Source organism: Streptomyces sp. 1331.2, from assembly GCF_900199205.1.
Classification (GTDB): Bacteria; Actinomycetota; Actinomycetes; order Streptomycetales; family Streptomycetaceae; genus Kitasatospora.
In genome coordinates, this window is record NZ_OBMJ01000001.1 from 612514 (window position 1) to 633221 (window position 20708).

Genomic DNA, 20708 nt, shown 5'->3' on the forward strand with positions numbered 1-20708 from the left:
TTCAACGGTCCGGATAGGACGAGCATCACGTCACCTCGGTTGAACCGAAGCGTTCGCACCCACGGGCCCGACGGGACTGCAGCCGCACTCCTGACGAGCATGTCCGCCCGCCTCTGACCACACCACGTGGCACTGCGGGTCCGGTCCCCCAGGAAACAGGCCGCGACCAGGCCGGGACGGAGCCGGAGAAAAAACTTCCCGCCGACGTTGAACCGTTCCCCTGCGGGACTCGTGTGGAGGGTGCCCGGGCGAACACCGCCCGGATCGCCAAACACCGACGCTCCAGGGGGAGTTCACCATGCCGGAGTTCGCCACGCCCATGTTCGCCGCGCCCCGGTTCACCGCGCGCCGGATGCTCGCCGCCACCGGGATCACCGTGCTCGCGCTCGCCGCCACCGCCTGCGGGCCGGACACGGCCGACAACTCCGGCGGGAGCGCGGCCACGTCCGCCGCCACCCCTCCGGCCGCGGCCGCCACGACGTCAGCCCCGGCCACCGGCGGCACCGGCGGGGTCCGGCTCGTGGCCGTGAAGTCGGCCACGCTCGGGCCGGTCGTCACCGACGCCGCCGGCCGGACCCTGTACCGCTTCGACAAGGACACCGCCAAGCCGTCCGCGAGCACCTGCACCGACGCCTGCGCCGCGAAGTGGCCGCCGCTCACCGCCCAGGACGCGGTGCAGGTCAGCGGGGTCGACTCCGCCCTGGTCGGCAGCGTGACCCGGCCGGACGGCACGAAGCAGGTCACCCTCAACGGCTGGCCGCTCTACCGCTTCGCCGGGGACACCGCCGCGGGGCAGACCAACGGCCAGGGCGTCGGCGGCACCTGGTTCGCGAGCACGCCCGAGGGGAAGAAGGCGCCGGGCACCACCGGACAGGCCGCGTCGCCGACCACCGCGCAGAGCGGCGGCTACTCCGGCGGCTACTGACCGGCCGTGCACGGCGGCGGGGCCCCCGGCGCCGCCTTGCCCGTGCGGGGACCCGTCGCCCAGACTGTCGCGGTGCACCGGAACCGCGATCACCACTGGTCGGGGGGTGTCGCCCTCCCGCTCGGAGTCCTGCTCTGCCTCGTCCTGGGGCTGTCGCTGTTGGCGCTCCGGTTCCGGCCGGCCGGGCGGGAACAGGCGTCCGCGTTCGTCGACATCACCGCGGTGGCGGCCACCGCTCCCGCGCCGCCGGCCGTCGGCCCGGACGCCTCCGGCGGCTCGTACGCGCAGGACTGCGGACGCAACCAGGAGGGCCACCGCAACGCGGACAACGTGGTGGTTTCCCCCGGGACGGTGGGCGGCGCCCACCACGTGCACGACTACGTCGGCAACCTCTCCACGGACGCGGACTCCACCGATGGCAGCCTCGCCGCGGCCCCGACCACCTGCACTGACGGCGACCGCTCGACGTTCTACTGGCCGGTGCTGCGCCGTACCGACCGCGTCGCCCCGGCGCCGAGCACCGCCGTGGCGGCCTCCGACGACCCGCACGACGCCCCCGGCGAGATCCTCGCTCCCGAGCGGGTCTCCATCGAGTACCTCGGCAATCCGTGGTCGAAGGTCGTGCCGATGCCGCGCTTCCTCCGCCTCCTGGAAGGCGACCCGACCGCCGCCACCGACGGCGGCGCCGAGGCCGGCGCCCGCTGGGGGTGTACGGAATTCGCCGACCGCACGACCACCGACCGCTACCCGCTCTGCCCCGCCGGCAGCCTGCTCACCCGCACCCTGGACTTCCCCAGCTGCTGGGACGGACGCGGCACGGACAGCCCTGACCACCGCTCCCACGTGCGGTTCCCGTCCGCCGGCGGCCTCTGCCCGCACGGCACCTTCGCGATCCCGCACCTGCGGGTGACCGTCGGCTACCGCCCGCCCCCGCCCCGGGCCTTCGCCCTGGACGCCTTCCCCGAGCAGCGGCACAGCCCGCTCACCGACCACGCCGTGTACGTCGGCCTGATGACCGACCGGCAGATGGCCTCCGTGACGGCCTGCCTGAACGAGAACCGCACCTGTCGGGAATCCGGTTGAACCGCACGGCCACCGCGTACGTGCTGGACGTGGTACCCGACGACGGAGGAATGGGCGGATGGCGAGGACACGACCGGGCGCGCGGCAGGACGCCGCCGACGAGGCACTGATCCGAACGCTCTACGAGCAGCACGGCGGCGCGCTGCTCGCCTACGCCGTCCGCCTCACCGGTGATCGCGCGGCGGCCGAGGACGCCGTCCAGGAGACGCTGATCCGGGCCTGGCGCAATCCCGAGGCGCTGACCGAGTCCCGGGGATCGGTGCGCGGCTGGCTGCTGACCGTGGAACGCAACCTGATCACCGACCGGTTCCGGGCCCGGGCCGCCCGGCCGCCCGAGGTCGCGGAGGTCTCCGAGGCGACGGCCACCGTTCCGGTCCAGCGCGACCATGCTGAGGGCGTGGTGGAGACACTGGTGATGTCGCAGGCGCTGGAGCGGCTCTCCCCCGAACACCGCGACGTGCTGCGCTCGATCTACTTCCAGCGGCTGTCGGTCACCGAGGCCGCGGAGCAGCTGGGCATTCCCGCCGGGACGGTCAAGTCCCGTGCGCACTACGCGCTCCGGGCGCTCAGGCGCTCGTACACCGACAGGGACAGGACGGGGACGTGGCAGGAGGTGTCGGTGTGACCAGCGACGACGCGGGTACGGGCGGCATGGGCACGGAAGACGTGAACACGAACGGTACGGGCGCGGACGGTACGGGCCCGGACGGTACGGGCCCGGTGCCGCCCGAGCGGATCGCCGAACTCGTCGGCGCCTACGTGCTGGGTGTGCTGGATCCGGCCGAGTCGGCGGCGGTCGAACGGCACCTGGCCGACTGCCCCGCTTGCCGACAGGAGGTGGCCGAGTTGCGGGAGCTGGAGACCGTCCTGGGCGAGGTGCCGCCCGAGCTGATGGTGGACGGCCCGCCCACGGGCGGTGATCTGCTGCTGCAGCGCACCCTGCGGCAGGCACGGGCGGAACGCGGCTCGGCGCTGGTCCGGCGCCGGACCCGGATCGGCACGGTCGCGGCCGTCGCGGCGGCGGCGGCGCTGGTCCTCGGGATCGCGATGGGCCGCGGCACGGTCACCGCGCCGCCGGTGGCCGTCGGCCCGGCCCCGACCGCAGCGACGACCGCGACCGTCACCCCGCCGCCGGCCGGGACCAGGACCGGCTCCGTGACGGATCCGGCCACCGGTGCCCGCATGACGCTGACGATGACCCCGGCGATGGGCTGGGTGCGGGTGAACGCGGCGGTCACCGGCATCCCGGCCGGCCAGCGCTGCCACCTGGTGGTCAACGCCAGGGGCGGGACGACGGCGGACGCGGGCAGCTGGCTGGTCTCCGCCGTCGGCGCCAAGTCCGGTACCACGCTGGACGGTTCGGCGATCGTCGCACCGGAGGACGTGGTCTCGGTGTCGGTCGTCAACGAGTCCGGGCAGACCTTCGTGACCGTCCCGGTGTAGCCCTCCGCCGCCCGCCGGACCCGAGGTCCGGCGGGCGGGGCAGGCCCCGACGCCCCCGCGCGCCCCGACGCCCCGCCGCCTCCCCGGCCGGGCCCGAGCCGCAGTGGATCGTGACTACCAGTCACAGGCATTCCCAACTTGGCTACCCGGCCCGAAGGTTACCGACCCCTACATCGCTTTCCCCGCCCGATGGGCGGCGATCAGGTCGCGGTACCAGGCGTAGGAGGCCCTGGGGGTGCGTTTCTGCGTCTCGAAGTCGACGTGGACCAGGCCGAAGCGCTGGTGGTAGCCCTCGGCCCATTCGAAGTTGTCGAGGAGGGACCAGGTGTAGTAGCCGCGGATGTCGACGCCTTCGGCGGAGGCGCGGGCGAGGGCGTCGAGGTGGGTGGCGAGGTAGTCGATGCGGGGCTGGTCGGGGACGGTCTCCTCGGTGACGGAGCAGCCGTTCTCGGTGATGGTGACGGGTGGGAGGGCTTTGCCGTAGGTGTCGCGGAGGCCGAGGAGGAGTCGGCGGAGGGCGTCGGGGACGACGGGCCAGCCGAAGGCGGTGTGGGGGACGTCGGGGATGTCGACCAGGTCGAAGGGCAGGCCCGGGTCGGTGGGGGCCGCGACGCGGGTCGGGTTGTAGAAGTTGACGCCGAGGCCGTCGAGGCCGGGGGTGTGGACGAGGTCGAGGTCGCCGGGGAGGACGGCGCCGTAGATGTCCTCGGGGACGCCGAGGACGGAGAGGTCGGGGTAGCGGCCGAGCAGGACGGGGTCGGTGAACAGCCGGTTGTGCAGGGCGTCGTAGGCCTCGGCGGCGGCCGCATCGGCGGCGGAGTCGGAGGCCGGCTCGACCGGGGTGAGGTTGTTGGAGAGCATCGCCTCCAAGCCGCGTTCGTGCAGGACCGAGGCGGCCAGGCCGTGGGCGAGGAGCTGGTGGTGGGCGGCCGGGAGGGCCTCGAACATCAGGGTGCGGCCGGGGGCGTGGGTGCCGAGGGCGTAGCCGAACACGGTGTGGACGAAGGGCTCGTTGAGGGTGATCCAGGCGGGAACGCGGTCGCCGAGCCGGTCGGCGGCGATCGCGGCGTACTCGGCAAAGCGGTACGCGGTGTCGCGGTTCAGCCAGCCGCCGTGGTCCTCCAGGGCCTGCGGGAGGTCCCAGTGGAAGAGGGTGGGCAGCGGGGTGATGCCCGCTTCCAGCAGTGCGTCCACGAGTCGGTCGTAGAAGGCGAGTCCGGCGGTGTTCACCGGCCCGCTGCCGGTGGGCAGGACACGGGACCAGGAGACGGAGAAGCGGTAGCCGCCCAACCCGAGGCCCCTCATCAGGGCGATGTCCTCGGGGTACCGGTGGTAGTGGTCGCAGGCCACCGCCCCCGTGTGCCCGTCGCGGATGGTCCCGGGCCGGGCGCAGAAGGTGTCCCAGACGGACGGGCCGCGGCCGTCTTCGTCCACCGCCCCCTCGATCTGGTACGCGGCAGTGGCAGCACCCCAGCGGAACCCCGCCGGCAGGTCGAAGCGATCCGGCATGACAGCCTCCTGACAAGAATGTGAGGAGTCCTCATGTTATCGACGTGTCATCAGAACGCCAGAGGACCGTCACCACGCCGCCTCTGAGCAGGCAAACGTCAAGGTCCTTCGGGAATTCCAGCCAGCGGTGCCGCTCGGCCCACCAACCGGATCGCGTCACCCTGATCCACCAGCAGTGGCCCGTCGAGCTCCGAGGAGCGCGACGGGCCACCGAGCCGACCATGCCAGGAGGTGACGGTCCTGCCTAGAGGTGGCCGGCCGCTGCGGGGCTACCGGTCAGTGCCAGGGTGCTGTCCAGTTGCTGCCAGGTTCCGGACGGTCCGGTACCGATCCGGTACCACTGCCACAGGGTGTTGTCGGTGGCCCGGGCGTAGACGTTGACCCGGGCACCCACCTGCGTCGCGGTCGGCGCACCGGCCACGGCGCGGCCGAGGTCGTACCAGGAGGACGACCAGCCGGCTGCGGCAGTCCAGCTGAGCTGGCCGACACTGTTGGTGGGCGCCAGAGCGGCGAACACCTCGATCTGGCCGGGGCCGCCGCTGACCGCTGTCGGCGACGAGGAGAGCGTGCCGCCGTGGCTGGTCCAGCCCGTCCACTCACCGTTGACGTAGCTCTTCTGCCACAGCGCGTTGTCGGTGCCGCGGGCGAAGACGTCGATCCGGTTGAGCGAGGCCACCGCGGCGGGGGCGCCGACGATGGTCGTCGAGTCGGGTGCGTCCAGGTACGCCCAACTGCTCGTCCAGTTGACGCCGTAGTAGTAGGCCGGGAGGTCGTTCGCGCCGGGCGTCTGCTGGAAGGTCTTCTGGTACACCTTGCCGTCCGTGCCGCGGACGAACACGTCGATGCGGTCACGTCCGAGGCTCGCCGCGGTGGGGCTGGCCGTGATGGTGCCGCCGAGGCTGGTCCAGCTGCCCCAGGCGCCGTTCTTGTAGGTGTTCTGCCACAGCGCGTTGTCCGCGCCCCGGACGAACACGTCGGTGCCGCCCGGGCTGGAGACGACGGCGGGTTCGCCCTTGATCGAGCCGGGGCCGGTGGTGCCGGCGGTGCCCAGCGCCAGGCTCTGCCAGGCCGACCAGGTGCTGCCGTTCCAGGTCTTCTGGCTCACACCGGACGCGGTCGGGACGAGGACCGTCTCCGGCTGCTGCTCGGTGGCGCCGGTGAGCTTGAGCATCACGGACTGGTGGGGGGCCAGGGTGAAGTTCTGGGCGCCGGTCGAGCTGACGGTGCCCAGGTTCGCGCCGGTGTAGAGGTTCTGCACCGAGGCGGTGCCGTTCAGGCCGAGGTTCTGCGTGGTGAACGAGTGGTTCTGCGGGGTGCTGCTGCGGTTCACCAGCAGGACGGCCCGGGTGCCGGAGGCCGCCAACTGCTTGGACCAGACCTGGACGCTGCCGTTGTCCAGGACCTTCTGCCCCTGGTGGACGGCGCTGTCCTGGTCGACGGCGATCACGGACTCGTTGCCGACGACGGCCGCGGTCGCCGCGGTCAGGTTGGTGGTATCGGTGGCCAGCACGAGCGGCGCGCCCTGGATGGCCCACATCCCGAAGTAGGACTGCTGCTCGTCCGGGGTGAGACCCCAGAGGGTGCCGGAGGTGCCGTGGGTCTGCTGCTGCCCGGTGCTCGGGTTGTCGCCGAAGCCGGGCCCGATCAGCAGGTAGTCCGGGTCGTTGTACTGGCCGGGGGCTTCGTTGCTGGGGTGGTCGTTCAGGTTGAAACTCTCGGAGACCTGATCCCAGTTGATCCACGTCGCGCCGCCGTTGGACGTCGTCCCGTAGCCGGCGTTGCCCGTGATGTCGCGCCCGTTGCGCCAGGTGCGGGCCGCCGAGCCACCCCACGTCCACGGGCCGTCCGGAGCGCCCGATCCCCACTCGCAGATCTCCAGCGCCAGCGGGTGCGTCACCCCGGTGGAGGTCTTCGCGTTGGCCGTCAGGCTGCCCCAGGCCTTGTAGTCCGCCATGACCGTGCTGTAACCGGACGGGATGCCGCCGCAGTGGTCGACCTTCACCCAGTCGAAGCCCCAGTCCGCGAACGTGGTCACGTCCTTGGCCTCGTTGCCGCCGCTGCCGTGCTGGCCGCCGCAGCCGGTGGCGCCGGTGTCGGTGTACATGCCCGCCTGCATGCCGAGGGCGTGCACGTAGTCGGTGAGGTCCTTCATGGTGTTCAACGCGCGCGCGGGGACGGTGGTGCCGTTGGACAGCGTGACCGCCTTGGTCTGGGCGCCGGTCAGGAAGCCGGGCCTGGGGACCATGACGCCGTTGGCGTCGCGCCCGGTGCCGTTCTGGGTCCACCAGCCGCCGTCGAGGCTGACGTCGCGGTAGCCGAGGTCGGCGAGACTCTTGTGGCGGCCGGAGCCGTTGAGCCCGAGGTTCGCGTTCGGCGTCGCGAGTCCGGCCGCCTGGTCGGCGATGTTCTGGGCGGAGTAGTCGTTGTTGTAGAAGTACCAGGAGTTCCAGCCCATCGGCGGCGTCGTCGCGCCGTTCGCGCCGGGCGGGACCACCGCCTCGGCAGGGGTCGGGGTGCTGACGGCCGTGACCGTCAGTGTTCCGGCGATGATCATCGTGGCACTCAGCGCCGTGGCGAGGCGCCGCCGGCGCGGGCGGGCGGACGGAACGGACGATCGCGCGGAACCGACCGCCGTCGGGTCCGGAAGGCCCGACGGTGCGGAGGGGAGGGACATCGAGAGCTCCTAGGTGGGGAGATCACGCGGGGCGGGGGGAGGTGAGCGGTGTGCTGTGGGCCCGCCCTTCGCACGAAGGGCGGGCCGCTTCGGGGGCCTCGGGGCGCGGACAGGCCCTAAGCGGGCAGGCCGACGGCGCGTTCGCGGGCGCGGCGCTGCTGGATCACGACGGCGGCGACCAGCAGGGCGCCCTGGGCGACGTTCTGCCAGAAGGCGTTGATGCCCTGCACGGTGAGGCCGTTCTGGAGGGCTCCCAGCAGGGCGACCGCCAGCAGGGTGCCGCCGACGCCACCCTTGCCGCCCTTGAGGGCGCAGCCGCCGAGGGCGGCGGCGGTGATGGCCTGGAGTTCGAGGCCTTCGCTGCCGGAGACGGGCTGGCCGGAGCCGGTGCGGGCGGTGAGCAGGACGCCGGCGAGGGCGGCGACCATGCCGCTGAGTGCATAGACGGCGATCAGGTACTTGTTGAGGTTGATGCCGGCCAGGCGGGCGGCGGTGTCGTTGCCGCCGAGGGCGTAGATGTTGCGGCCGATGTCGGTGTACCTGAGCAGGACGTGCACGGCGGCCGCGACGAGCAGCAGCAGCCAGACCATGACCGGCAGGCCCGCGATCTTGCCCCGGCTCAGGAAGACGAACAGGCTGTCGTTGAGCACGTAGCCCTGCGCGGAGCCGTTGGAGATGAGCTGGGCGACGCCCTTGTAGGCGGCGAGGCCGGCGAGGGTGGCGATGGTCGGGTTGACCCGGCCGTGGATGATGACGACACCGTTGAAGATGCCGATCCCGGCGCCGATGGCGACGGCGGCGCCGATCCCGAGGAGGGAGTTGGAGCCGGTGGAGGTGAAGACCATGGCACTGGTGACGGAGGCCAGGCCGGCCTGGGAGCCGACGGAGATGTCGAGGCCGCCGCAGATGATCACGACGGTCTGGACGACCGCGAGCAGGCCGGAGATGGTGGCGGCCTCGGCGATGACCTGGATGTTGTTCCAGCTCAGGTAGTTGGGGTTGAGCCACCCGAACACGGCGAGCACCAGGGCCATGGCGCCGATCAGGCCCAGGTTCTGACCGCCCGTCCGGGCCAGCCAGTTGCGGGTGTCGGCGGCAGGCGCCGGCCGGCCGCCGCTCTGATCGGGCTCTCGGTCGACGGAGAGGGCAGTCGTCATCGGGTGCCTCCGGGGGCCGGGTCGGTTCCGGTGCGAGGTGCCGTGGCGGTCTCGTGCGGAAGGTCGGGGGTGAGGTCGTCGGCCATGGCGAGGGCGAGGATGGCCTCTTCGGTGGCCTCGGTGTGGTCGAGCCGGCCGGTGATGCGGCCGTTCTGCATGACGAGGATGCGGTCGGCCAGGCCGAGGACCTCGGGGAGTTCGGAGGAGATCACCAGGATCGCGGTGCCCTCGCGGGCGAGGTCGGCGATGATCTGGTAGATCTCGGCCTTGGCGCCGATGTCCACGCCGCGGGTGGGTTCGTCGAGGATCAGCAGGGCGGGTTTGCGGGCGAGCCAGCGGGCCAGGACGACCTTCTGCTGGTTGCCACCGGACAGGGTGCGGACCTCCGCCTCGATGGAGGGGGCACGCACCCGCAAGCGGTCCGAATACTCCTGGGCGAGCGCCTTCTCCTGATTCCGGTTGACGAACCGCCAACGGCGCAGCCTGCCGAGGCTGACGAGCGAGGTGTTGTCGCGGATGGCGCGCTGGAGGAACAGGGCCTGGGCCTTGCGCTCCTCCGGAGCGAGGCCGATCCCGGCGCGGATCGCGTCGGCCGGGCCGCGCAGGCGGATGCGGTCGCCGTGGATCCGGACGGTTCCGGATCGTAGGGGGGTGTCGCCGGCCAGGGCGAGGGCGAGTTCGGAGCGGCCGGCGCCGATGAGGCCGGCCAGGGCGACCACCTCGCCGGCTCGGACCTGGAGACTGATGTCGTGCACGTCGTCGGTGCTGAGGCCGTCGACCTCCAGCACCACGCGGTCACCGGCCACGTGCCGGCGCGCGAAGAGGCTGGACAGGTCACGGCCGACCATGAGGCGCACGAGTTCGCCCTCGCTGGTGGCCCTGGCGTCGACGGTGCCTGCGACGGTGCCGTCGCGCAGGACGGCGATCCGGTCGGCGAGCCGGAAGATCTCCTTCATGCGGTGGGAGACGTAGATGACGGCGATGCCCGCGTCGCGCAGTCGGCCGATGAGGGCGAACAGGGCGTCGACCTCGTGGTCGGAGAGCGAGGAGGTGGGCTCGTCGAAGGCGATGGCCCGTGGCGCGGTGTCGCCGGTCAGGGCCCGCATGATCTCGACCAACTGCCTTTGTGCTGCCGTGAGTTCGGAGCCGAGCAGGTCGGGATCGAGGACCTTGTCGAAGCCGAGGCGTTCGAGGTCGGCGGTGATCCGGCGGCGCAGTTCGGCCCGGTCGAGCCGTCGGCCCGGGCGTCGCGGCAGGGAGCCGGCGTAGACGTTCTCGGCGACGGAGACGTGCGGGATGATCTCCGGTTCCTGCGGGATGATCCGGATGCCGGCGCGCCGCGCGTCGGTCGGCGAGTCGAGGTCGAGGACCTGACCGTCCAGCCTGATCCGGCCCGCGGTGGGCTGGTGGTCACCGGTGAGGATGCGCAGAAGGGTGGACTTCCCGGCGCCGTTCTCGCCCATGAGGGCGGTCACCTGGCCGGGTGGGAAGTGCAGGGTGACGTCTCGCAGAGCCTGGACGGGGCCGAACCGCTTGGTGATCGATTCGGCCGCCAGCCCGGGCCCGGCCGTTGCGGTGCTGGGGATGTTCATCCGGCTCAGCTGCACTTCACGCCGGCGGACTGCCAGGTGGAGGCGTCGACCATCGTGGTCGGGGCGAACGCCTCGGCCGGCATCGGCTTGGCGTTCGTGAGGTTGTCGTACATGGTCTGCACGGCGAGGGCGCCGATGTCGCTGCCGTTGATGAACAGCGAGGCCTTCATGCCCGACGGCGTTCCCGGGCCCCAGTCCTTGCAGGCGAGGTAGGCGCCCAGGCCGACGCCGATGATGCTGTCGGGGCCGACGCCCGCGTTCTGCAGGGCCGTCACGCCGCCCTGCACGTTCTCGTCGTTGCAGCCCCAGACCACCCAGTGCTTGACGCCCGGGTTGGCGGTGATGGTCGCCGCGACCTTGTCCTGCGCACCGGTCGGGGTGTTGTCGGTGGCCACGTCGATGGTCTGCACGCTCGCGCCGGCGCCGCTGCCGAAGGCTTCCTTGGCTGCCTTCACGCGGTCGCCGCAGACGGTGACGTCCTGCTTCGAGGCGGAGATGACGCGGGTGTCGGCGGCGTTCCAGCCGGCCTTCTTGAAGTCCTCGGCGGCGCGCTTGCCGACCTCGGCGCCCATCTGCCGGCCGGAGAAGCCGATCCGCGGGACGAGGTTGGCCTTGTCGCAGTTGGCCGGGGTGGGGCTGTTGGTGCAGACCTGGTCGTCGGAGGTGAGCAGGGCCACCTTGGCGTCCCGCGCGGTCTGCACCACCTGCGGACCCACCGCGGGGTCGGGAACCACGACGATCAGGCCGTTGGTCTTCTGCGCGATCGCGGACTGGACCTCGCTGACCGTCTTGTTCGCGTCGTTGCCCAGGTTGACCACCTTCAGGTCGATGCCGAGTTCGGCGGCCTTGGCCTTGGCACCGTTGGCCTCGTCGATGAAGTACTGCTGGTCGCCCTGCTTCTGCAGGTAGGTGAGGGAGACCTTCCCGGTGACCGGAGCGACCGGGGCCGGCCCGGCGCCGCTCGACGAGGTCTGACCTGTCGAACAGGCCGTCAGACCAAGGACGACAGCCGCGCCCAGGACGGCGGCCGCACCACGGGTGCGCGCAGTGATCATTTCGAGCTCCTACCAGGGTGGGGGTGTTCAGGAAGCCGACCGGCGTTACGGGTGTGTGATCCGGGAGCTGCGGCGGCTTCCGCCTCGCGCTGCCTGCGTGCCTGTCGTCCTGGGCTCGAATCCTGGGACCGGCTGACCAGGGCTGTCAAGATATTTGCATAATTAATCAGAAGCGCTACGGTGGCGCCGTGACTGAGCAGACCTGTCGAAGATTCCAGGGCCATGTCGCCCTGATCACCGGTGCCGCCAGCGGCATCGGCGCCGCCACCGCGCGGCGACTGGCCGCCGAGGGTGCGGCCGTCATCGCCGTCGACATCGCCGATTCGGCCGGCCGCGCCGTGGTCGAGGCCATCACCGCCGAGGGTGGTCAGGCCGAGTACCGGCACGGCGACGTGACCTCGGCGGCCATGTGGGACGAGCTGGCCGGGCACGTGCGCAGCCGCTACGGGCGGCTGGACGTGCTGCACAGCAACGCCTACGCGGTGGTGGTCAAGCCCGCTCACGAACTGACCGAGATCGAGTGGGACACCCAGCTCGCGGTCACCCTCAAGGCCTCCTGGCTGGCGGTGCGGGCCTTCGCCGGAACCCTGCGGGACAGCGAGGGCTCGGTGGTGCTCACCTCCTCGGTGCACGCGCTGGTCGGGCTGCCGGGCCACCCCGCGTACGCCGCCGCCAAGGGCGCGCTGTGCGCGATGGGCCGTCAACTCGCAGTCGAGTACGGCCCGCAGGTACGGGTCAACACCGTGGTGCCCGGGCCGATCATGACCGCGGCCTGGGACCGGGTGGACGAGGCCGGGCGGGCCGACAGCGTCGCCGAGACGGTGGCCAAGCGCTTCGGCCGGCCCGACGAGGTCGCGGCGGCGGTGGCCTTCCTCGCCTCCTCGGACGCCTCCTACGTCACCGGGGCGAACCTGGTGGTGGACGGCGGCTGGTCCGTCGTCAAGGCATCATCCTGAACACGCACCCGATCGGCGCGCGGGCCACCGGCCCGCGCAGAACAACGGAAGGGGGACCGCCGTGAACAACCCGGTACGAGGCCTGCACAGGCAAGCCGTCGAGGTGATCGGCGAGCAGATCGTCCGAGGCACCTACGCCCCGGGCGACTCGCTCCACCCCGACCGCATCGAGCAGGAACTCGGCGTCAGCAAGACCGTCGTGCGCGAGGCGCTACGGGTCCTGGCGTCCAAGGGGCTGATCGACTCTCGCCAGAAGCGCGGCACCTTCGTGCGACCGCGCGCCGACTGGAACCTGCTGGACAGCGACCTCCTGCGCTGGCAGGGCCGGGGCATCCCCGACGAGGCCTTCCTGGACAACCTCGGCGAGGTCCGCGGCATCGTCGAACCGGCCGGGGCACGGCTGGCCGCCGAACGCCGCGACGAGGCCGACCTCGCCGCGCTGGAGGACGCCCTCGACCAGATGGCGGCCGCAGGCAGTGACGCCCACGCCGCGGTCGAGGCCGACCTCGCCTTCCACCGCGCGCTGCTGGCCGCCGCCCACAACGAACTCCTCACACGTATGGAGGTCGTGATCGAGGCCGGCCTGCGGGTGCGCGACCACATCGTGCACAGCGCCGACAACAGCGCCGACGCCGTCCCTGCACACCGGGCCGTCCTCGACGCCGTCCGCGCCCAGGACGCCGACGCAGCCGCCCGCGCCGTCGAGGAACTGCTCGCCCAGGCAGCCGCCGACCTCCACCAGCTGACCGTCGACGCCGACCGGGGAGACACCGGATGAAGATCACATCACTGGAGACGTTCCTCGTCGCTCCGCGCTGGCTGTTTCTGCGCATCGCCACCGACGAGGGGATCACCGGCTGGGGCGAGCCCGTCGTGGAGGGCCGCGCCGAGACCGTCCAGGCCGCCGTCCACGAACTCGCCGACTACCTCGTCGGACAGGACCCGCTGCGCATCGAGCACCACTGGCAGACCCTCACCAAGGGCGGCTTCTACCGGGGCGGCCCGGTGCTCTCCAGCGCGGTCGCCGGCATCGACCAGGCCCTGTGGGACATCGCCGGCAAGACCTGCGGCGTCCCCGTCCACCAGCTGCTCGGCGGCCACGTCCGCGACCGGGTGCGGGTGTACGCCTGGATCGGCGGTGACAGCCCGGCCCACGTCGCCGAACTCGCCCAGGCCCAGGTCGACGCCGGCTTCACCGCCGTCAAGATGAACGGGTCCGCGCAGCTGCGCCCCATCGACACCCCCGCCCAGACCCGGGCCGTCATCGACCGGGTGGCCGCCGTGCGCGAGGTCCTCGGCGACGAGCGCGACGTGGCGATCGACTTCCACGGCCGGATGTCCACCGCCATGTCCCGGAGGGTGCTGCCCCTGCTGGAGCCCCTGCACCCGCTGTTCGTCGAGGAGCCCGTCCTCCCCGAACACTCCCGCGACCTGCGCCGGCTGGTGGACTCGACATCCGTTCCACTGGCCGTGGGCGAACGGCTGTACTCCCGCTCGGACTTCCGTGACGTGCTCGCCACCGGCATCGCCGTCGCCCAGCCCGACCCCTCGCACGCCGGCGGCATCTCCGAGGTCCGGCGCATCGCGGCCCTGGCCGAGGTCCACGACGTCACGATGGCCCCGCACTGCCCGCTCGGCCCGATCGCCCTCGCCGCCAGCCTCCAACTCGCTTTCTCCATACCGAACTTCCTCATCCAGGAACAGAGCCTCGGGATCCACTACAACCGCGGCAACGACCTGCTGGACTACCTGCTCGACCCCGAGCCGTTCCGCTTCACCGACGGCCACGCCGTCCGACCCACGGGCCCCGGCCTGGGCATCGAGATCGACGAGGCCGCCGTGCGCCGCGCCGCCGAGACCGGACACCGCTGGCGCAACCCCGTCTGGCACCACACGGACGGGTCGTTCGCGGAATGGTGAGCGACCTGCCCATCGCCATCCGCACCGACCCGACCCACGGCGGCCGGTGGACCTCACTGCGAGCCGGCGAACGCGAATGGCTCTGGCACCGCCCCGACCCGGCCCGCGCCACCGTCCGCCCCGGCGACACGTTCGTCGACGCCGGCGGCCTGGAAGAGTGCATCCCGACCGTGCGCGGCACCCCCGACCACGGCGACGCCTGGTCCCGGCCCTGGCAGCGCCACGGCGACGCAGAAACCCTGCACTGCCCCGACTTCGTCCTGAGCCGACGCGTCGACAGCGGACCGGCGGGGCTGCGCATCGGCTACGAACTGCACGCCGACCCGGGCTACCGGTTCCTGTGGGCAGCACACGCCCTGCTCGACGTCACCCCCGAGGCCCGGCTGGCCGCACCCGACGCCACGCCGACCCGGCTCTTCCCCGAGGCGGCCGAACTGCTGGCCCAGCCCTGGCCGGACGGCGCCCACCACGTCACCGGACCGTGGCCGGCCCCGTACGGCCTGCGCCTGGACCGGCTCGGCCCCGACGACGGCACCGCGGTCGGTGCGATCCTCACCGACTGCGCCGGCGTGACGGTCACCGACGGCCCCGACACGCTCACCTTCTCCCTGCACGCCGACGCCGACGTCCCGGTCTCCGTCGCCCTCTGGCGCAACCTGCGCGGCTTCCCCGCGTCGGCCCCCTACCGCAGCATCGGAGTCGAGCCGATGCTCGGCTCTGTCTTCGACCTCGCCGAGGCCGGCCCGGGAGACGCCGCGCAAGTGCCGCCCAGCGGGGTACTGCGCTGGCACCTCGACATCACCGCGACCGGCACCCGCACCGACTGACCGACAAGGGCCACCCCCATGCACCTGACCGAACTGCCGTACCGGACCCTGGCCATCGTGCGCGGCAGCAACCGCGACGCGGCGCTGCGCACCGTGCTCGTGCTCGCCGAAGAGGGCATCACCGCCGCCGAGGTGTCGCTGACCACCCCCGACGCCCTGTGGGTGATCGAGCAGGCCCGCCGCGAACTCGGCCCGCACGCCACGCTCGGCGCCGGCACCGTGCTGACCGGCGAGGACGCCGCTCGCGCCGCCGACGCCGGCGCGAGCTTCCTCGTCACTCCCGGCCTCGGCGACGACCTGCGCCGCACGACCTCGGAACTGCCCTTGCTGATCGGCGCACTGACACCCAGCGAGGTGATCGCCGCGACCGAGAACGGCGCTCTCGCCGTCAAGCTCTTCCCCGCTTCCCTGGGCGGCCCCGGCTACCTGAAGGCCTTGCGCGACCCCTTCCCCGGCGTGCCGTTCGTCTCCGTCGGCGGGGTTGACGCCGCCCTGGCGCGCACCTACCTCGCAGCCGGCGCGGTCGCCGTGGGCGTCGGCTCACCGCTGGTCGGCGACGCCGCCGGCGGCGGAGACCTGAACGCCCTTCGTGCGCGCGCCGCTGGCTGGCGCACCGCCCTGACCGAGGAGATCGCGGCATGACCAGCTCGCCACCGCTCGACGTCGTCACCGTCGGCGAGACCATGGCCGCCCTACGGGCCACCGGCCCGGTCAGGCTCGGCGCACCGATGCGGCTCTCCGTCGCGGGTGCGGAGGCCAACGTCGCCATCGGGCTGGCCAGGCTCGGACACCGCACCGGCTGGGTCGGACGGGTCGGCGACGACGAGTTCGGCGCGCTCGTCCTGCGCACACTGCGCGCGGAGCAGGTCGACGTCAGCCACGTTCGGTTCGACACCGAAGGCCGGCCCACGGGTCTGCTGGCCCGCGAGGACCGCATCGCCGATCTGGTCAGCGTCACCTACTACCGCTCGGGATCGGCCGGCTCGGCCCTCCGGTCCTCGGACGTCCTGCCAGCCCTGAACCCCGGGGTTCGCATCCTGCACCTGACCGGGATCACCCCCGCGCTGAGCCCCGAGGCGGCCGAAGCCGTCCACGCGGCGGCTGCCAGGGCCGGCGAACTCGGCATCACCGTCTGCCTCGACGTCAACTACCGCGCCCGCCTGTGGTCGCCGGCCGAGGCCCGCGCCGCCCTGCTCCCGCTGGCCCGGCTCGCCGACGTACTGGTCGCCTCCGCCGACGAACTGCACCTGGTCTCCGAGGACCCGGACCTGCCCGAGGGCGACGCGATCGACGCGCTCCTCGCCCAGGGGCGCGGAGAGGTGGTGATCACCCGCGGCGGCGACGGCGCCAGCGCCAGCACCGCCCAGGGCACCGTCAGCATGCCCGCACGCCGGGTGCCCGTCGTCGACGTCGTTGGCGCCGGCGACGCCTTCGTCGCTGGCTACCTCTCCGGCCTGCTCGACGGGCTCGACGTCGAAGGCCGCCTCCACCGGGCCACCACCACCGGCGCCTTCGCCGTCACCTCGCACGGCGACTGGGAGGGCCTGCCCACCCGACGCGACCTCGCGCTCCTCGACCAGCCCGCCGGCACCACCCTGCGCTAGGGCCTGTCCGGCGGATCTTGCCCTAGCCCTCCTGGAGAGTCCCGATGTCCTTCTCAAGCAACCCGCCCGGCCAGGTCGAGGTCTGGGCCGTCGGCGCCCACGAACTCGCCGAAGGCGCCCGCTGGATCGACGGACGGCTCGTCTACGTCGACATCCTCGCCGGCCGCCTCCTCGAAGTCCCCGACCTCACAGGGCCGCGAACCCCGCGCGAGATCGCCCGCCTCGACGTCCCGCTCGGCGCCGTCGCGCCGGTCGGCGGCCGGCCCGGACACTGGATCGCCGCCGCCGGCACGGGAATCGCGCTGCTCGGCCCCGACGGCAGTACGGACTGGCTCGCCCGCCCCGAGGACGGCGCCCCCGTCCCCACCAGGATGAACGACGGCGTCTGCGACCCGCAGGGCCGCTTCTGGGCCGGCAGCATGCCCTACGACGGCACCGTGGGTGCCGGATCGCTCTACCGCACCGACCACGACGGCTCCGTGCACCGCGTCCTCGACGGCATGACGATCGTCAACGGCCCCGCCTTCAACAGCACGGGCGACCTCCTCTACGTCGCCGACAGCGCGGCCGGCGTCATCCACCGCTACGCCCTCGACCCCGACGGCAACCCGTCCGACCACGCGGAGTTCGCCCGCACGGCGGCCGGCGGCTCCCCGGACGGCATGACCGTGGACACCGACGGCTGCCTCTGGGTGGCGATCTGGGGACACGGCGCCGTCCACCGCTACCACCCCGACGGCACCCTCCTGACGACCTTGCGCCTGCCTGCCCGCCAACCCACTTCCGTCTGCCTCACCCCGACCGGCGGCCACCTGCTGATCACCACCGCCCGCCATGGCCTCGACCACCCGGGGGGCCCGGACGGATCCGTGCTCCGCGCACCGGTCGCCTCCGCTGCCCCGCCCGCCCACGCCTACCGGCAGGAGTAGCCGCAGCCGACCGGCAGGACGGGGCCCGCGGCATCGGCGTCGCACCGCCCGACCGCGACCTCGGACAGCGTCGGTCCCGGCCCGACCTCGGAAGGGCAACGGCAACGGCTGAGGAACAGCGCTTCGGCATCGAGCAGACGGTCACGGACCGGACGACCGCGTCCGCCCGCCCCGCCGTCCGCAGCCGTCATCGCACAACACCTGATCCCCACCCCCGACATGGAGTGACCCTCGTGCGTAGACCGTCCATCGCACCGCGAACCGGAACCCTGCTCGCGGCGCTGGCCCTGGGCCTCGCCACCGCCAGCACCGCCACCCCGGCACCGGCCGCCCCGAGCGCCGCCACCGCGCCCGCGCTCGCGGCTGCACAGACCATCACGATCGACGGCACCTCGACCGGCCGGCCCTTCGACGGCCTCGGGGCGATCAGCGGCGGCGGAGCCACCTCGCGGCTGCTGGTCGACTACCCCGAGCCGCAGCGCAGCCAGATACTGGACTACCTGTTCAAGCCCGGCTACGGCGCCTCGCTACAGACGCTCAAGGTGGAGATCGGCGGCGACGCCAACTCCAGCGAGGGCCCTGAGCCCTCCCACATGCGCACCCCCACCGAGGTCAACTGCAACCGCGGCTACGAGTGGTGGATCATGGAGCAGGCCAAGGCCCGCAACCCGGACATCACGTTCTACGGCCTGGAGTGGGCCGCGCCGGGCTGGCTGAACGGCGGCATCTGGTCCGAGGACAACATCACCTACATCCAGTCCTGGCTCGGCTGCGCGAAGAGCCACGGGCTGAACATCGGCTACCTGGGTGGCTGGAACGAGAACGGCTACGACAAGGCCTGGTTCGAGAAGCTCCGGAGCTCCCTCGACAGCAGCGGCCACACCGCCACCAAGCTGGTCGCCTCGGACAACGACGACGCCAACTGGTCGGTGGCCGCCGACCTGGCGAGCGATCCGGCGTTCGCCAAAGCCGTCGGCGTGGTCGGCGTGCACGGCCTGTGCTGGCACTCGACCCCCGCCTACACCGACTGCCCGGGAAGCAGCACGGCGACCGGTCTGGGAAAGCCGCTCTGGGTTTCCGAGGACGACAACGACAGCGGTTCCCAGGACCCGTCCGCGCTGGCCCGCAACCTCGACCGCGAGTACCTCGACGCAAAGGTGACCGCGGACCTCAAGTGGAACCTGGTCACCTCCTACCCGTCGAACGTGCCGTGGTCGAACGCCGGCCTGCTGCAGGCCGACCAGCCCTGGTCGGGCGACTACCGGGTGGGCCGCGACATCTGGGTGATGGCCCACACCACACAGTTCGCCAAGCCTGGCTGGAAGTACCTGGACGGCGCCTCCGGCTACCTGCCGGGCACCGGCGTCAACGGCGACCCGCACAGCGGAAGCTACGTCACCCTCAAGTCCGGCAAGGACTACAGCACCGTCATCGAGACCACCGACGCCGCGACCGCGACCACCGTCAACGTCAAGGTCGCCGGGGGCCTTTCGAACGGTACGGTGCACGTCTGGGCCACCGACATGAACAGCACCGACCCGGCCCAGTGGTTCGTCCACACCCAGGACGTCACCCCGCGCGCCGGCTCGTACTCGCTGACCCTGCAGCCGGGCCACCTGTACAGCCTGACCACCACCACCGGCCAGGGCAAGGGCACCGCCACCGCGCCCGCCGGGCAGACCTTCGCGCTGCCCTACCAGGCCGACCTGAGCGGCTACCAGAGCGGCGCGACCGCGAAGTACTTCCACGACTGGGCCGGTGCGTTCGAGGCCGCGCCCTGCCCGGCCGGGGCGGGCACCCCGACGTGCCTGCGCCAAGTCATCACCCGGGCCCCGCTGCCCTGGCACTCGGACATGAACTACACCCCGGCCACCCTGCTGGGCGACCCGAGGTGGAACAACTACCAGGCCAGTACGGACGTCGACCTCGAACAGTCGGGCAGCTCCGCCGAACTGCTCGGCCGCATCGACCACATCGACCACGACCGGTCCGCCTACCATCTGAAGATCGACGACACCGGCACCTGGACGCTCTTCACCGAGGACCGCTCCAGCACCGACATCGTTCTGGGCACTGGCCACTACCCCGGTGCCGGCGCCGGAACCTGGCACAACCTCACGCTCGGGATGACCGGCGACTCGATCACCGCCTCCATCGACCACGTGCAGGTCGCATCGGTCATGGACCGCACCCACCTGACCGGCCAGATCGGCCTGGGCGTTGGCGGCTTCCAGCACGCCGACTTCGCCAACGTCGCCGTCACTCCGCTCGCCGGCCCGACCGCCACCACGGTCACCAACGTCAACAGCGGCAAGTGCCTCGATGTGACCGGTGCCTCCACCGCCGACGGCGCGCAGGTGCTCCAGTGGACCTGCGGCAGCGGCAAGGCCAACCAGCAGTGGCTGCTCCAGCCGGTGGCCGGCTCCAGCGCGGTGCAGCTGGTGTCCGTCAACAGCGGCAAATGCCTCGATGTGACCGGTGCCTCCACCAACGACGGCGCCCTGGCCGTGCAATGGGCCTGCGGCACCGACAAGGCCAACCAGCAGTGGCTGCTCCAGCCGGTGGCCGGCTCCAGCGCGGTGCAGCTGGTGTCCGTCAACAGCGGCAAATGCCTCGATGTGACCGGTGCCTCCACCAACGACGGCGCCCTGGCCGTGCAATGGGCCTGCGGCACCGACAAGACGAACCAGCAGTGGACGACCTCTCAATAGTCCCAGCCCGACCGCGGCCGGTTCTCCGTCGGTAACTCGGCCGAAAACTGGCCGCCGAGGCCTACGACGAAGCCCTGAAGACCGTCACCGACCCCAGGCCGCTGACCAGGGCACAGGGAGATTCCAGGCCGGCTTCGGTTTTGGTCGCCGGGGGCCCTGTTCGGGCCAGTTCTGCAGAATCGTGGTTCCTGGACCGCCCGCCGGGACGATTCTGTTGGTGCTGCCCTGAGTGGCAGCACGGACCCGGGAGATGACACGCCCGGTCGAGATGCCGCTTGAGGAGTTCGTACAGGCGGAAGGGGCAGCAGTGCGACGCGGAGCTC

General features: G+C 72.2%; 17 protein-coding genes. 12 read left to right on the plus strand and 5 right to left on the minus strand.

What is annotated here, in order from left to right:
* Nucleotides 1–298 precede the first annotated feature (298 nt).
* From CRP52_RS02710 to CRP52_RS02725, 4 genes are all read left to right on the plus strand, one after another.
* A complete protein-coding gene (locus CRP52_RS02710) occupies nucleotides 299–925 on the plus strand; it encodes a hypothetical protein (RefSeq protein WP_257032244.1) in 627 nt (208 codons plus the stop codon).
* A gap of 72 nt (nucleotides 926–997) precedes the next feature.
* Complete coding sequence (locus CRP52_RS02715) at nucleotides 998–2008, plus strand: DUF1996 domain-containing protein (protein WP_097239786.1); 1011 nt, start codon at nucleotides 998–1000, stop codon at nucleotides 2006–2008.
* Between the two features lie 58 nt (nucleotides 2009–2066).
* Nucleotides 2067–2633 (plus strand): sigma-70 family RNA polymerase sigma factor, encoded by a 567-nt coding sequence (locus CRP52_RS02720; RefSeq protein ID WP_097234897.1) that lies wholly within the window; start codon nucleotides 2067–2069, stop codon nucleotides 2631–2633.
* Nucleotides 2630–3451, plus strand: a complete 822-nt coding sequence (locus CRP52_RS02725; RefSeq protein ID WP_257032245.1) for an anti-sigma factor family protein — start codon at nucleotides 2630–2632, stop codon at nucleotides 3449–3451. Before CRP52_RS02720 ends, CRP52_RS02725 begins: the two co-directional genes overlap by 4 nt.
* Nucleotides 3452–3619: 168 nt before the next feature.
* Here the strand turns inward: CRP52_RS02725 and CRP52_RS02730 are convergent, their stop codons facing one another.
* The 5 genes from CRP52_RS02730 to CRP52_RS02750 form a co-directional block, all read right to left on the minus strand.
* Complete coding sequence (locus CRP52_RS02730) at nucleotides 3620–4960, minus strand: GH1 family beta-glucosidase (RefSeq protein ID WP_097234898.1); 1341 nt, start codon at nucleotides 4958–4960, stop codon at nucleotides 3620–3622.
* Between the two features lie 244 nt (nucleotides 4961–5204).
* Nucleotides 5205–7514, minus strand: a complete 2310-nt coding sequence (locus tag CRP52_RS02735) for a glycoside hydrolase family 27 protein (protein WP_179852667.1) — start codon at nucleotides 7512–7514, stop codon at nucleotides 5205–5207.
* A gap of 236 nt (nucleotides 7515–7750) precedes the next feature.
* On the minus strand, nucleotides 7751–8791 hold the full coding sequence (locus CRP52_RS02740) for an ABC transporter permease (protein WP_097234900.1): 1041 nt from the start codon (nucleotides 8789–8791) through the stop codon (nucleotides 7751–7753).
* Nucleotides 8788–10383, minus strand: a complete 1596-nt coding sequence (locus CRP52_RS02745) for a sugar ABC transporter ATP-binding protein (protein WP_097234901.1) — start codon at nucleotides 10381–10383, stop codon at nucleotides 8788–8790. The genes CRP52_RS02740 and CRP52_RS02745 overlap by 4 nt, the downstream gene beginning before the upstream one ends.
* Nucleotides 10384–10388: 5 nt before the next feature.
* Nucleotides 10389–11438, minus strand: a complete 1050-nt coding sequence (locus tag CRP52_RS02750; protein WP_097234902.1) for a substrate-binding domain-containing protein — start codon at nucleotides 11436–11438, stop codon at nucleotides 10389–10391.
* 188 nt (nucleotides 11439–11626) lie between these two features.
* Here CRP52_RS02750 and CRP52_RS02755 point away from each other — a divergent pair, with 188 nt between their 5' ends.
* The 8 genes from CRP52_RS02755 to CRP52_RS02790 all read left to right on the plus strand — a co-directional run bounded on the left by CRP52_RS02755 (nucleotide 11627) and on the right by CRP52_RS02790 (nucleotide 20385).
* Nucleotides 11627–12394, plus strand: a complete 768-nt coding sequence (locus CRP52_RS02755) for an SDR family NAD(P)-dependent oxidoreductase (protein ID WP_097234903.1) — start codon at nucleotides 11627–11629, stop codon at nucleotides 12392–12394.
* Between the two features lie 61 nt (nucleotides 12395–12455).
* Complete coding sequence (locus CRP52_RS02760; RefSeq protein ID WP_097234904.1) at nucleotides 12456–13172, plus strand: FadR/GntR family transcriptional regulator; 717 nt, start codon at nucleotides 12456–12458, stop codon at nucleotides 13170–13172.
* A complete protein-coding gene (gene dgoD, locus CRP52_RS02765) occupies nucleotides 13169–14314 on the plus strand; it encodes a galactonate dehydratase (protein ID WP_097234905.1) in 1146 nt (381 codons plus the stop codon). The genes CRP52_RS02760 and dgoD overlap by 4 nt, the downstream gene beginning before the upstream one ends.
* Complete coding sequence (locus CRP52_RS02770) at nucleotides 14308–15141, plus strand: hypothetical protein (RefSeq protein ID WP_097234906.1); 834 nt, start codon at nucleotides 14308–14310, stop codon at nucleotides 15139–15141. The genes dgoD and CRP52_RS02770 overlap by 7 nt, the downstream gene beginning before the upstream one ends.
* 18 nt (nucleotides 15142–15159) lie before the next feature.
* Nucleotides 15160–15783, plus strand: a complete 624-nt coding sequence (locus CRP52_RS02775) for a bifunctional 4-hydroxy-2-oxoglutarate aldolase/2-dehydro-3-deoxy-phosphogluconate aldolase (protein ID WP_097234907.1) — start codon at nucleotides 15160–15162, stop codon at nucleotides 15781–15783.
* Nucleotides 15780–16745 carry a sugar kinase gene (locus CRP52_RS02780; RefSeq protein WP_097234908.1) on the plus strand — a complete coding sequence of 322 codons (966 nt, stop codon included), beginning with the start codon at nucleotides 15780–15782 and terminating at the stop codon, nucleotides 16743–16745. The genes CRP52_RS02775 and CRP52_RS02780 overlap by 4 nt, the downstream gene beginning before the upstream one ends.
* Before the next feature lie 44 nt (nucleotides 16746–16789).
* Complete coding sequence (locus CRP52_RS02785) at nucleotides 16790–17674, plus strand: SMP-30/gluconolactonase/LRE family protein (protein WP_097234909.1); 885 nt, start codon at nucleotides 16790–16792, stop codon at nucleotides 17672–17674.
* 233 nt (nucleotides 17675–17907) lie between these two features.
* On the plus strand, nucleotides 17908–20385 hold the full coding sequence (locus tag CRP52_RS02790) for an RICIN domain-containing protein (protein WP_257032246.1): 2478 nt from the start codon (nucleotides 17908–17910) through the stop codon (nucleotides 20383–20385).
* Nucleotides 20386–20708: the final 323 nt, after the last annotated feature.

Coding starts and splice junctions, on each gene's coding strand:
- CRP52_RS02710 (WP_257032244.1), top strand. CDS start 299: ATGCCGGAGTTCGCCACGCCCATGTTCGCCGCGCCCCGGTTCACCGCG.
- CRP52_RS02720 (WP_097234897.1), top strand. CDS start 2,067: ATGGCGAGGACACGACCGGGCGCGCGGCAGGACGCCGCCGACGAGGCA.
- CRP52_RS02730 (WP_097234898.1), bottom strand. CDS start 4,960: ATGCCGGATCGCTTCGACCTGCCGGCGGGGTTCCGCTGGGGTGCTGCC.
- CRP52_RS02735 (WP_179852667.1), bottom strand. CDS start 7,514: ATGATCATCGCCGGAACACTGACGGTCACGGCCGTCAGCACCCCGACC.
- CRP52_RS02740 (WP_097234900.1), bottom strand. CDS start 8,791: ATGACGACTGCCCTCTCCGTCGACCGAGAGCCCGATCAGAGCGGCGGC.
- CRP52_RS02745 (WP_097234901.1), bottom strand. CDS start 10,383: ATGAACATCCCCAGCACCGCAACGGCCGGGCCCGGGCTGGCGGCCGAA.
- CRP52_RS02750 (WP_097234902.1), bottom strand. CDS start 11,438: ATGATCACTGCGCGCACCCGTGGTGCGGCCGCCGTCCTGGGCGCGGCT.
- dgoD (WP_097234905.1), top strand. CDS start 13,169: ATGAAGATCACATCACTGGAGACGTTCCTCGTCGCTCCGCGCTGGCTG.
- CRP52_RS02770 (WP_097234906.1), top strand. CDS start 14,308: ATGGTGAGCGACCTGCCCATCGCCATCCGCACCGACCCGACCCACGGC.
- CRP52_RS02775 (WP_097234907.1), top strand. CDS start 15,160: ATGCACCTGACCGAACTGCCGTACCGGACCCTGGCCATCGTGCGCGGC.
- CRP52_RS02780 (WP_097234908.1), top strand. CDS start 15,780: ATGACCAGCTCGCCACCGCTCGACGTCGTCACCGTCGGCGAGACCATG.
- CRP52_RS02785 (WP_097234909.1), top strand. CDS start 16,790: ATGTCCTTCTCAAGCAACCCGCCCGGCCAGGTCGAGGTCTGGGCCGTC.